12 protein-coding genes and 1 tRNA gene are annotated in these 12,397 nt (G+C 37.1%); 8 read left to right on the plus strand and 5 right to left on the minus strand.

All coding sequences use genetic code 11. The features are described 5' to 3' along the window. Positions 1–30 precede the first annotated feature (30 nt). Positions 31–1,548, minus strand: a complete 1,518-nt coding sequence (gene gpmI / locus BGO88_RS08555) for a 2,3-bisphosphoglycerate-independent phosphoglycerate mutase (RefSeq protein ID WP_056068247.1) — start codon at positions 1,546–1,548, stop codon at positions 31–33. Further along, positions 1,549–3,954: a DUF5916 domain-containing protein gene (locus BGO88_RS08560; protein WP_286706606.1), complete on the minus strand. Its 2,406-nt coding sequence runs from the start codon at positions 3,952–3,954 to the stop codon at positions 1,549–1,551. Between the two features lie 217 nt (positions 3,955–4,171). On the opposite strand from BGO88_RS08560, the gene BGO88_RS08565 reads away from it, so the two are divergent. Further along, positions 4,172–4,882 carry a murein L,D-transpeptidase catalytic domain family protein gene (locus BGO88_RS08565; RefSeq protein ID WP_056068251.1) on the plus strand — a complete coding sequence of 237 codons (711 nt, stop codon included), beginning with the start codon at positions 4,172–4,174 and terminating at the stop codon, positions 4,880–4,882. Here the strand turns inward: BGO88_RS08565 and BGO88_RS08570 are convergent. After that, positions 4,871–6,457, minus strand: coding sequence for a L,D-transpeptidase family protein (locus tag BGO88_RS08570; protein WP_286706607.1), 1,587 nt, complete (start codon positions 6,455–6,457; stop codon positions 4,871–4,873). The two genes, BGO88_RS08565 and BGO88_RS08570, sit on opposite strands and share 12 nt — an antisense overlap. A gap of 73 nt (positions 6,458–6,530) precedes the next feature. Beyond that, positions 6,531–6,977 (minus strand): GNAT family N-acetyltransferase, encoded by a 447-nt coding sequence (locus tag BGO88_RS08575; RefSeq protein WP_286706608.1) that lies wholly within the window; start codon positions 6,975–6,977, stop codon positions 6,531–6,533. Between the two features lie 171 nt (positions 6,978–7,148). Between BGO88_RS08575 and BGO88_RS08580 the strand changes: the two genes are divergently transcribed. After that, positions 7,149–7,221, plus strand: a tRNA-Gly gene (locus tag BGO88_RS08580). Positions 7,222–7,393: 172 nt separating this feature from the next. Here the strand turns inward: BGO88_RS08580 and pepE are convergent. Further along, positions 7,394–8,101, minus strand: coding sequence for a dipeptidase PepE (gene pepE / locus BGO88_RS08585; protein WP_286706609.1), 708 nt, complete (start codon positions 8,099–8,101; stop codon positions 7,394–7,396). Between the two features lie 155 nt (positions 8,102–8,256). Here pepE and BGO88_RS08590 point away from each other — a divergent pair, with 155 nt between their 5' ends. From BGO88_RS08590 to BGO88_RS08615, 6 genes are read left to right on the plus strand one after another with little or no spacing between them, the layout of a single operon-like run. After that, a complete protein-coding gene (locus BGO88_RS08590) occupies positions 8,257–9,012 on the plus strand; it encodes a peptidase associated/transthyretin-like domain-containing protein (RefSeq protein ID WP_101471323.1) in 756 nt (251 codons plus the stop codon). Continuing rightward, entirely contained in the window at positions 9,002–9,736 is a 735-nt protein-coding gene (locus BGO88_RS08595) for a peptidase associated/transthyretin-like domain-containing protein (protein ID WP_286706610.1), read from the plus strand. Before BGO88_RS08590 ends, BGO88_RS08595 begins: the two co-directional genes overlap by 11 nt. Further along, complete coding sequence (locus tag BGO88_RS08600; RefSeq protein WP_286706611.1) at positions 9,723–10,484, plus strand: peptidase associated/transthyretin-like domain-containing protein; 762 nt, start codon at positions 9,723–9,725, stop codon at positions 10,482–10,484. Before BGO88_RS08595 ends, BGO88_RS08600 begins: the two co-directional genes overlap by 14 nt. Then, positions 10,474–11,187, plus strand: a complete 714-nt coding sequence (locus BGO88_RS08605) for a carboxypeptidase-like regulatory domain-containing protein (protein ID WP_286706612.1) — start codon at positions 10,474–10,476, stop codon at positions 11,185–11,187. The genes BGO88_RS08600 and BGO88_RS08605 overlap by 11 nt, the downstream gene beginning before the upstream one ends. Further along, entirely contained in the window at positions 11,174–11,860 is a 687-nt protein-coding gene (locus BGO88_RS08610) for a carboxypeptidase-like regulatory domain-containing protein (RefSeq protein WP_286706613.1), read from the plus strand. The genes BGO88_RS08605 and BGO88_RS08610 overlap by 14 nt, the downstream gene beginning before the upstream one ends. A 12-nt stretch (positions 11,861–11,872) precedes the next feature. Then, positions 11,873–12,373 carry a DUF6702 family protein gene (locus BGO88_RS08615; RefSeq protein ID WP_056068269.1) on the plus strand — a complete coding sequence of 167 codons (501 nt, stop codon included), beginning with the start codon at positions 11,873–11,875 and terminating at the stop codon, positions 12,371–12,373. Positions 12,374–12,397: the final 24 nt, after the last annotated feature.

The following is a 12,397-nucleotide window of genomic DNA, read 5'->3' on the forward strand; positions in this document are numbered from 1 at the left end:
AATTCCCTTTTATTTTATAAAAAGCTTGTTTTATAGCAGTGAATGCTGGGTCATGACCTCAGGTTTTTGAATGCCCATCAAGTCCAGAATGGTAGGAGCAATGTCGCCCAGAATACCATTGTTTATGTGTTTTAAATCTTTGTCAACCAGGATAATCGGAACGGGATTTGTAGTATGAGCAGTATTAGGTGAACCATCCGGGTTAATCATCGTCTCGCAATTTCCGTGGTCTGCAATGACAATTGTTGTATAATTGTGTGCTAAAGCAGTTGTGATGACCTTTTCAGCGCATTTGTCTACCGCTTCACATGCTTTGATAGCGGCTTCCATAACGCCGGTATGGCCAACCATGTCGCCGTTCGCGAAATTAAGGCACACAAAATCAACTTCTTCTTTTTCGAGTTCAGGAACTAGCGCGTCTGCCAATTCATAAGCGCTCATCTCAGGTTTCAGGTCATAGGTGGCCACTTTTGGAGAATTTTTCAAAATTCGGGTTTCGCCTACAAAAGGTAACTCCCTGCCGCCGGAGAAGAAAAAGGTCACGTGTGGGTATTTTTCAGTTTCGGCTATACGGATTTGTTTTTTATGGTTTTTTTCTAAAATTTCACCCAGCGTTTCGGTGATGTTTTCTTTATCATAAATTACATGTATCCCAACAAAACTATCGTCATAATTTGTCATTGTCACATAGTACAGATTGAGTTTGTGCATGTTCTGTTCATGGCAATCAAACTGTGTGAGCACTTCTGTTAGTTGCCTGCCTCGGTCGGTTCTGAAATTAAAGAAAATGACCACATCATCATTTTGTAGGGTTGCGATAGGATTGTTATTCTCATCAACCATAACAATAGGCTCGATAAATTCATCGGTTATGTTTTTTTCATAGCTGTCATGCAGACTGCTAACCGCGTTTTGAGAATGAATTCCTACTCCGTTTACCAGCAAATCATAGGCTTTTTTTACTCTTTCCCAACGTTTGTCGCGGTCCATTGCATAATAGCGCCCAACGATAGAGGCCAGTTTTGCGGAAGTGTTTTCCATATGCTTCTCCAGTGCCGAAATAAAAAATATTCCTGATTTCGGGTCAACATCTCTACCATCAGTAAAAGCGTGGACATATACATTTTCAAGTCCGAAGTCCTGGGTTGCGTCAATCAGGCCTTTTACATGGTCAATATGGGAATGCACTCCTCCGTCTGATACTAATCCCAAAAGGTGAACTTTTTTATTGTTCTGTTTGGCATAATGAAAAGCATCAATCAATGCTTTTTCCTGTTGCAGGGTTTTATGTTGGACGGCCAGATTAATTTTGGCCAAATCCTGGTAGATAATCCTGCCGGCACCTAAATTCATGTGTCCTACTTCAGAATTACCCATCTGACCTTCCGGAAGGCCAACATTAAGGCCGTCTGTTCTTAGTTGAGCGTTGGCATATTTTGTATACAGGCTGTCAATGAAAGGTGTATTTGCATTGTCTATTGCAGAAACTTTTGGATCAGGAGATTTGCCCCATCCATCCAATATCATTAGGATTACTTTTTTGTTCATCTAAAACTTGTTTTTAATCGAATTGTAGTCAATAAAATATCTGACGCTGATTGAAAGGATGTTGTTCAGGTTGTTGTTGAAAAGGTTTTTAAAATTGTTTCCGAGTCTCCTGTCAATCTCTGTTCTGCTATCAGTAGCATTGTTTCTGTAAAGTACCGAAATCTGGCTTCCTGGAGCAAACCACCATGAATAGGAAAGGTCAAAATTCCAGGTGCTGAAATTCGAATTTTTATTTACTGTAAAAGTACTATTTGATGTTAAGCTACCGTCGTTTTGAAGTGTTAAATATTGGTTATTTTCTGCATATGACCAATAATGGCGGGCCGCCAGATTTAAAGTCATTTTTGGATTCATTGAATATTTTAAACCCAATTCGTTAGTCAATGTCCTGCGGTCGCGTTCGGCAAAAATAATAGCATCACCATCAAAAGCCACCCATCCTCTGTCACTATTCTGGTTGTAAGCCTCAATCATATAATTCATAAGCAGTTTGTCGCTAAATCGATATCTGGGTGCTATTTTTAAACCATAGGAAACACGGTTTTTTTCACTTGTTACGGTAAAGTAAGGGTTGAAATCAAGGGCAAATTTCCTGTTGTAATTGGAGGAGAAATAAAATGAAGAATAAACATTTTTAGGAAGATTCACAAAGCGTTCGTTAACACGTGCCTCATAAAAATCATACGTTTCCAGTGGGCTGATATAGACAGAAATGGCATAATAATCATTTTTTATGCTTGTTGAAGTAAAGTCAATATTTATTTCACCTTTTTGCAGGCGGCCCGTAGTATTTTGGAATTCGGCGTAATAATTTGTGTTAATCTTAAAAGTATTGAAAACGGAATTTGGATTCAAAATTCTATAGCCCAGGTTGACATAACCCGAATGGAAATTATTAATAAAAGTGATGCCGAGGTCGTTGGCGTCATACTCTTTGGAAACATATGTAGCTCCGGTATTATATCTCCATTTTCCTCCTTTTTTTCCAATTTGTATGGCGGTATTGATGCCATTCAGATTGTCATTATCGCCATATTCGTTGATATAGCTGTATTTAAAATCTCCCGTGAGATTGAATTTGTTGTTTTTAGTGTTCAGGTCATAAACCAAAGCAGAAACATTTGCATCACGAAATTCACCATTGCGGGTTACGTTAGTGTTTACGAGTGCTACAGATGAATTCTGGTTAAATCTCTGGTCTAAAACCAAAATATTATAGTTGGTAAGTGGTTCTACGACCACTCTGTTGGTTTCATTGGTTTGTGTGTTTCTTAAAGTTCCGTATGTTTTTTCAGTAACAGCATTCAGTACGCCAATTCCGAGTCCTGAAGAGGTTCTTCCTGAAATTTTTATGGCATTAATGAGGTTGACAGTAGATGGATTACTGGCAATAACATTTTCATCTGAAGAATACAGGTACGTGGAGGGGCTACCTCCAATTCTGCGGGAATATAATAAGTTTCCTTTGTTAAAGAGGTCAGTTCCTTCCGTAAAAAAAGGGCGGTTTTCATTGAACTGCTGTTCAAAAGGTCCTAAATTCAATACGACATTATCATATTTTGTCTGTCCAAAATCAGGAACCAGAATCGCGTCTAATGTGAAAGAATCGTTGATGCCATATTTGATGTCCATTCCGGCCTTAAATTTATTATCTGTTCCTTCCTTATTGTTTTCTACATAGAAAGAAGAATAGGGTATAAAAAAGAGTCTCGTGGGCGGTTTTATATTTTCAATACCTTCCAGTTGGCCGGTTTGAGGAAGCGCGGCTCCAATTTTCATATCAATCAGATTCCAAGTATATTTCTGGCGGTCTCTTTTTATTTCCCTGTAGAAGTTAAGACCCCATGTCTGTTTTTCATCATTAGAAAAACGCAGTGCCGCATATGGAATTTTCATCTCAACGACCCAGCCATATTCTGTAATGGAAACTTCGCTGTCCCAAATGGCATCCCAGCTATAATCTTCACCGCCTTCAGTCGCAAGACAGTCCATCTGCACGCCCGATGAACTTACAAAAAAGCGGAAATCCTGTTGGCCGTCATTAAATCCGTTGATGAAAATTCCAAAATGGTCTGCTGTTCCAAAATTGTCTCTTTGGGTTAGCTCTTTTAGTATTTTTTTGGGTTCATCGTCATAGAGTGTGGCGGCTACATAAATGGCGTCATTGTTATATAATATGCGAACATCCGTTTTTTTGTTTGGACTTATTGGCCTTCCGTTATCGGGTTCGAGCATTAAAAAATCGGTAGCGACCGGAGCAGTATTCCAAATGGCCTCATTAAGTTTACCGTCAATGGAAATGTTTTCGGAAATTGATTTTGCTTGCAGGTTTTTTCTCTGACCATAGGAGTCGAAAGTAGAAATGATTGCGAAAAAAAGTAAAATCAGTGAAAACGGTTTGCCCATTTGTGCGTGTTTATATAGCAAAAATAGCCATAAAATATACATACACAATTACTTTGCAATATTTTTGAATTTTGTGCGTTATAATCTCTGTTACACTAAAATTAAAAAAAGGTTAATTTTGTTAAATACCTCATTTTAAGAGTAATAAATTTTGAGAATAAATTTTTTTTAATACTTTTGGCGCTCCCCAAGTCAATTTTAACCCATTAGAATTTCAATGATTTACAAGTTTTTACCCGTCTTCATGTACTTTTTTGCTTCATTTACAACAAATGTGAGCAAACCTACAGAGCCAGAAAAATTAATTGCAGCCACAGCCGAAGCAAGTTTTTCGATGAAAGCTGAAAAGCTATACCACACACTGCATTCAAATAATCTTTCTTTACCAAAATTGGAGAGTTTTTCAAAAGCGCTTCAGGGTTTTTACCAACTGAAAGAGAAAGGTCTGGTTTCAAAAAACATATTAACAATTATCGATTTTAGTCTGTCTTCCAATTCCAAGAGATTGTGGATTATTGACATGTCAACCAATACGGTACTTTATAATTCACTTGTTGCCCATGGCAGAAATACAGGCGAAGAATATGCAAAAGAGTTTTCAAATGCATCTTCTTCTAACAAAAGCAGTCTTGGATTTTATGCCACCGGAGAAGTTTATCAGGGAAAACACGGTCTTTCGTTACGCCTTGATGGATTAGAGAAAGGTATAAATGATAACGCCAGAAGCAGAGCGGTTGTCGTTCATGGTGCCGACTATGTGGCAGAATCTTTTATAAAAACTCACGGAAGACTTGGAAGAAGCCAGGGATGCCCTGCATTACCGGTTGGAATTACAAAAGAAGTTATCAATGTGATTAAAGATAAATCGTGCCTTTTTATCTACCATCCTTCTGCTAATTATAAAGCAGCAACTAAATTAATCTCGTAATTTAAGATACAGACTGCTGTCTAAGGTGTAGATATCAGGCCTGAATTGTAAACTATTGCCATTACTCCATGCTGTCCAATATAGCTGGTGAATGGCAATTTCTTTTTTAATTTTCGCATTTTGAGTTTTTTCTCTTTTCAGGGTTTCGGTAATCTTTTCAAGACTCCAGTTTTTCTTATCGTCTAACAGGTACTCTGTCAGCTCCAACGGATTTTGAACCCGGACGCAACCGGAGCTAAGTGAACGGTTAGTTTTGTCAAAATATTCCCTGTGATTCGTGTCATGCAGGTAAACCGTAAAATTATTCGGAAACATTATTTTTACCATTCCTAATGAATTATAAGTGCCGGGACTTTGCACGTAGCGATAGTTCAGTGCTTTTTCAGGATCCCAGCTCGTTAAGCTTACCTCTTTTCCGTTTTTGTCATAAACAGTAATGTTTTTTTTCGTGAGATAGTTTCGGTTTTTTGTTGTGGCAGGTATTATATCCTCCTTTAAAATTGTAGGAGGGACAGTCCATGTAGGATTGAATACGGCATAACTCAATTTAGAACTCAATATGGGTGTTTTCCTTTTAGAAGTGCCAACAATCACATTATGTGTTCTGGTCGTATCATTTTTAAAAACCGTATAGAGCCTGTAATCAGGGATATTGATAATAATATAGTGCTCTCCCATATTCTTAGGGAACCATCGCCAGCGTTCCAGATTGGCAATGATTTGTTCTTTCCGCACATTTTTAGGAATATTTAGTGCCATGACCGTACTCGGGCCAATGACTCCATCTGCTACAAGCCCATGTCTGGACTGGAATCTCTTGATTCCTTTCTCAGTTTCGGGGTCGTAAAGATTGGTAAGAGAATCTTGTGGTGTCATGTCTCTCCAGTACATCAGTCTTTTTTTGATATTTATGATTGATTGGCTGGTATCATTTACTTTTAATTTTCCGGCAACTTCTATTTTTTTAAGCGTATCGGTTGGGAATTTATCGATGAGCACCAACGCTTCTTTTAGTTTTTTATAGACAATATGGTTTGGTTTTGCTTTTTCAATAATAGTCTGTAGTGAATCACCATTGCTGGCATCTGTTAATAGCTGATTGATTTTTGCCTGGTTAGGAATCAAATCCCAATCCGCATAAAGTTCTTTTGGATTTAGTTTGCCGCGGGTCTGGTGCAGAAGATATTTTTGAATGGCAAGTGTCATCTGCACGTCATAGCTTACGATTTCTTTTTCGGTTAATGAAGACAGGCTTTTTTCCTGACGCTCCAACTCGTAGGAATTGTAATCTTTAGGTTCTAAACCTTCCTTGTCAACTCTTAAAAGTTCTTCAATGATGAGCTGTCTGTTTTTTGACGTATTCCATACAGTTTTGAAACCATTCATCCTGTAAAATGAAGTAAGCGAATCATTCTCAAAGCTTGCTACATAAGCGGAATCAATATCATAACTTCTGGGTTCGTGTTTGGTCACATCTCCTGTATCCTTATTTAAAGGTGGGGTATAAGCGATTTCTTTTTCCTTGCAGGAAACCAGAAGAAGCAATAATGCCGTTATGAGAAAAAATCGATACATAACCAAAGAATTGTACAAGGACTTGTGTGAAGTTACTCAAAAAGTTTCAAGTTGCGAAGTACCCGGTAAATTTTTATACGGTATCTAACTTTTTGTACATTACATAATGTTTACCAATAACGGCTATGTCAAAAGGCTCTCCAATAATTTCATATCCGAGTTTTTTATAGAATCCAACCGCAATTTCCCGTGCATTAAACCAGATAATTTTTCCGCCACGTGCCCGGGCATCATTTTCTGCATGCTTTACTAAAGCTTCGCCAAATCCTTTTTTCTGAAATTCCGGCAATATGGCCATGCCTCTTAGTTGAAATTGTAATTTTTCTTCTAAGAAAGGAGTGGGATGTATGAACAGGGAAGCAATGCCTGCAAGTTTTTCATTGCTGAATAAGCCAAAATGTTTTGTAGATTCTGAATTATCGCCTTCAAAATGGCAGGTTTCTATCGGTTTTCCGGGTCGTAAAACGGGATGTCGGACAGAAAATGTATCTAATGCGGGTATTTCTTTTATAGTTTCCATTTTTCTTTTAAAATTTTTTGGGCGGTATTGTAAAATATAACAATTTAATAATAAAACTCTTAGCGGTCGAAAAGCTTATTTGTGCAAAGATTGCGAAAAAAAGATTGTATTTTTTTTGAAAAAAAACTTGCAACTGAAAAAACTTATTGCTTATATTTGCACCGTAGAAATGCGGAAGTAGCTCAGTTGGTAGAGCTCCAGCCTTCCAAGCTGGTTGTCGCGAGTTCGAGCCTCGTCTTCCGCTCTAAAAATAAAACCTCAAGTGAAAGCTTGAGGTTTTTTTATTTCCAAAATTTTATCAGAAATAGATTTCCAATAAATTTAGGGGTTTGTATTTTGCGCCTCTGCGCCTTTGCGTGAAATAATTACTCGCAGAGGCGCAAAGTTCTATGAACTTCAGGGGGCATTAAATGTTGCTAGTTCAGAAAACTCAAATCACTTCCGCTTTCTAATTCTTCAGGTTGCTGGTTTTGTCTGAAAAGGCGTGCTTTCAGATTTCCTTTTAAGGTTATGGTTTCGTTTCTTACTTCCAGCCAACTTCCTTCCCTAAGCCCTAAAACGGGTAAAGTGTTGAATTGATGAAATTCTTTTATTCTTGTTTCCCGTGTTTCGCCCATATGTGTTGAGTTGCTGTCCGGGTCGAGATAGTGCGGATTGAGGTTAAATGGAATCATGCCCAAAGTCTGGAAACTTGGCGGATAAATAATAGGCATATCATTAGTAGTCTGCATTGTCAGTCCGGTTATATTGCTTCCGGCACTGGTTCCTAAATAAGGAGTACCTTTTTTTAATGTTTCAGACAGCAAAGTCATCAGGTCATGACGATAAAGCTGTGTTACTAATAAAAAAGTGTTTCCGCCACCTGTGAAAATTCCTTCCGCTTGTTTTAGGGCTTCTTTCAGGTCTTCAAATTCATGCAGGCCTTTTACTTTAATGTTGATTTTAGAAAAAGCCTGACGTACTTTTTCAGTATATTCGTCATGTGATATACCACTTGGTCTGGCATAAGGTATAAAGACAAGTTCCGACACATTTTTGAAGTGAACAGAAAGTTCCGGCAAAAGATATTCGAGATAACCTCCGTTGTGTAATGTTGAGGTACTCGCTATAATCAGATTTTTCATTTTAATATGATTTTATGACGTAAAGTTAGCAAGGTTGGAAATTATAAAGCAGTAGAATGCTAACTTTATTATTAACACAAATTTATTAGGTCGTTGGCAATAATTTGGGAGGTGATAAGATATTTTTACCTGACAAACTTATCCCTCAATTCATTATGCTGAAAAAAATATTTTTATGTTCTTTTTTTATAGCTGTTTCTCCTTCGGTGCTTTCACAGGTTTCCGAGCGAAAAAACCTGAAAGGGAAAGTTATGGCATCTGCTTCCAATCTTGATGGGATTTATGTCCTGAACCTGTCTTCAGAAAAAGAAACAGTAACCAAAGAAGGCGGTTATTTTTCGATTCAGGCCAAAGAAGGAGATTCATTAATGTTTTCGTCTATCCAGTTCAAAGGTAAAATTGTGGAAGTCAGCCAGGCTGATTTTGAGAAAGAATTGTTCTTTGTGAAGCTGGAAACTATGGTAAATCAATTGGATGAAGTAACAGTCGTGCAATATAAAAATATCAATGCTTACGATTTAGGAATTATACCCAAGCCCGCCAAGGTCTATACACCGGCCGAAAGAAAATTAAGAACAGCGACAGGTGTAGATCCTAAAGTAGGACTAAATAATTCATTTACTCTCGACCCGCTTTTAAACCTGATGTCCGGAAGGACTTCGATGCTCAAGAAAGAACTGGAAGTAGAAAAAAGAGAGAAATGGATAAGCCAGCTGGAGGATTTGTTTGAAGAAGAATACTATACGAAAAAACTTAAAATCCCTGCCGAAAATGTCAAAGGATTTTTGTATTATGCGGTTGAAAACGAACGATTAGTAAAAAATCTGAACAGTAAAAATAAAGCAATGGCGACATTTTTATTAGGAGAGATTGCCAAAACATATATTCAAACCATAACCAATGAAAAATAATTACTTTTTAATACTACTCATACTGCTTTCTCAAATTGCGTTTTCGCAGAGTAAGGAGAATAAAAAAATATATGGAAAAATAACAGCAGGACAAGTTCCGGTTGATGATATTGAAGTAGTTAATTTTTCGAATGCCACCCAGACCAGAACGAATGCAAAAGGAGAATTCTACATTTATGCCAGAACAGGTGACGTGCTGATTTTGTCGGGAGCCAATCTTGAACACAAAAGAAAAACGATTACAAAAGACGAATTCAATTCAGGAAATGTTGAAATTGTGATGAAGCCTGAGGTGACAGAGCTTCAGGAAGTTGTGGTTGAAAAAAGTGATGAATTTTCGGTAGTGCAGGGAGTGAAAAAATATACACCGGCAGAAAGAAAGTTGAGGACGGCGTCAAAGCCTGTGGAACTAATACAAGGTTTGGGTATCAGTAACGATGCCATTCTTAATTTCTTATCAGGTAGAACAAAAACGCTTAAAAAAGGAGTTCAGGTAGAGAGAGAAATAGCCAGGCTTGAAAAGCTGGATAATTTTTTTGACGAGGCTTATTATACAGAAAGCCTCGATATTCCGAAAGACTATGTCAATGGCTTTAAATACTACATTGTAGGCGATGAAGAGTTTAGCAAGGCATTAGACCAAAACAATAAAACCGCTCTTGAAGTATCAATCATAAAACTGGCAGAAAAATATAGGGGATTGCTTGCCGATGAAAAGAAATAATTACACGCTTTTGCTTTTTCTGCTATCGGCAGGAATGTTGTTTTCACAATCACAGGAGAAACTTCTGCTAATAAAGGTAATGGCAGATGGAAACTATGTAGGCGGTATTAATGTGGTTAATCTGGTTAATGAAAAATCAGCAGTTACAGATGAAAAGGGTGAGTTTTTTATTTCGGCAAAAGAAGACGATTTACTGGTGTTTTCAGCTATAAATTTCGAGTACAAAAGAAAAATCATTAGCAAAGAAGACATCCTTGCTGGTGCGATTACTGTTAATGTGATTCCAAAAACAACAAGCCTTGACGAAGTAGAGATTACAAAGTATAAGGATCTTGATGCTTTTGAATTGGGAATTTTGGAAACTCCTGCAAAAAGATATACTCCTGCAGAACGCAGACTCAGGACGGCTGGTGATTTTAAGCCGGTCCATTTGGTTGGCCTTCTGTTTGGACAATTTCCTTTGGATCCGGTACTAAATGCAATAAACGGAAAAACAAAACGTCTTAAGAAAGAAGTGCAAATCGAACAGCAGGAATTTTTGTTGAAAAAGGTAGAAGATATGTTTCAGGATGACTATTTTTTAGGACATCTTAAAATACCTGAAAACTACATACAAGGTTTTAAATTATACAGTATAGGTGATGAGAATTTTGTAAGGTTATTAGAAGATAAAAATAAGATAAAGTCAGAGTTTGAACTGGCCAGGCTTTCAAAGGAATATCTTAAATTGATTTCAGATGAAAACTAGCTTTCTTTTTGCCTTTTTATTTGTAGTGCACTTTACTTTTTCACAGGAAAAAATAATCCGCGGAAAAGTTACAGGCAGTGGCAACAATGTTGAAGGAATTAATGTAGTCAATCTGGTTAATGAAAAATCAGCCGTTACAAACGCAGCAGGAGAATTTCGCATTCTGGCAAAAGAAGACGATTTGCTGGTTCTGTCTGCTTTGAATTTCGAATACAAGCGAAAAATTATTGATGCTGACGACCTGAAATCGGAAGTAGTTATCATTGAGATGATACCCAAAGCCAATCAGCTGGATGAAGTAGAAATTACAAAATACAACAACATTAATGCTGTTTCTTTAGGCATTTTATCAAAGCCTGCAAAAGTTTACACCCCGGCAGAAAGAAAATTGAGGACGGCCACCACGGGACTGCTCGACCCGCTAATTAATTTAATGTCGGGCAGGACCAAAAGACTTAAGCAGAATATTTCGGTAGAGAAAAAACAAATACTTCTGGAAAAAGTAAATGATCTTTTCGATGATGAATTTTATACGCAAACCCTTAAAATCAATCCTGATTACATCATGGCATTCAAATACTTCTGTATCGAAGATTTTAAATTCGCAAGTGCCGTTAGGGGAAAAAACAAAACACTGGCAACTTTTTGGATCAATGAACTTGCAGTAGAATACAATAAGTTGCAGTCTGATGAAAAGCAATAAAATCTTACTCCTTACTTTTTTGGTTTCTTATGTCGCCCTTTCGCAAGAAAAAATGATAAAGGGAAGAGTTGTTGCAAACGGCAATAACGTTGAAGGCATAAATCTGGTGAATTTGGTAAATGAAAAATCAGCCGTCACAGATTCCAATGGAGATTTTTCGATTCTGGCAAAGGTTGACGACCTGCTCGTTTTTTCAGCTGTCAATATGCATTATAAAAGAAAAATCATTGAAGCGGATGATTTTCAAAAAGATATCATTATTATAGAAATGGAGCCTAAAATAAATCAGCTCGATGAAGTCGAAATTACAAAATATGTCAACATAACGGCCTATAATTTAGGAATCATAAAATTCAAGCCAAAAGTTTATACGGTTGCAGAACGAAGGATGATAGCCAGAGTAGGAAGTAGGGCAGAAAGAGAAGCAAGGGTCGAAGGTGAGAAAAAACTAATGCTGATTGAAAGAATTGGAATCCTGTATAGTGATGAATATTTCATTAGAGTACTAAAGATTGACCCTGATTATGTCATGGCGTTCAAGTATTATTGCTCCGAACAGCCGGATTTTATGAAAATTGTCAATTCGAGGGTGAAAGATAAAATCAAATTGGCAATAATCGAACTGGCCAGAAAATACAATGAACTTCAAAATGAAGAAATTGTAAAAGAATAGTACTTTTGTAAAATGAAAAAGGCAATCAAAATAGTTTTTCTTTTACTGTTGTTTACTGGGCTGACTTCGGCTTCGCTTCACAAATTTTATGTTTCCGTAAACCAATTGGATTATGTGCCGGAAAAGAAAGCCATAGAAATAACATCCCGACTTTTTATTGATGATATGGATTTGGCCTTGGAGAAAAGGTTTGGCAAAAAAATATATCTGGGAACAAGTAAGGAAATAAAAGAAAGCAAAGAACTGCTTCAGAAATATTTTCAGGAAAAATTTGCCGTTAAAGTAAACGAACAGGAAAAAGAAATCCGTTTTTTAGGCAAAGAAGTAGAAGATAATGTCCTGATTTGCTATTTCACAATCAAGAATGTCGAGAAAATCAGTTCTATCGAAATAAAAGACACTATTTTAATGGAGCTTTATGACCAGCAGCATATTTTCCATACGCACGTTTTAGGGAAAAAGCAAAGCCTGCTTCTTACCTCAGACAAAATACGGGGTCAGTTAAATTATTAGCATTTTTTTTCCGGTATTACATCA

The organism is Flavobacterium sp. 38-13 (assembly GCF_001899155.1).
Classification (GTDB): domain Bacteria; phylum Bacteroidota; class Bacteroidia; order Flavobacteriales; family Flavobacteriaceae; genus Flavobacterium; species Flavobacterium lindanitolerans.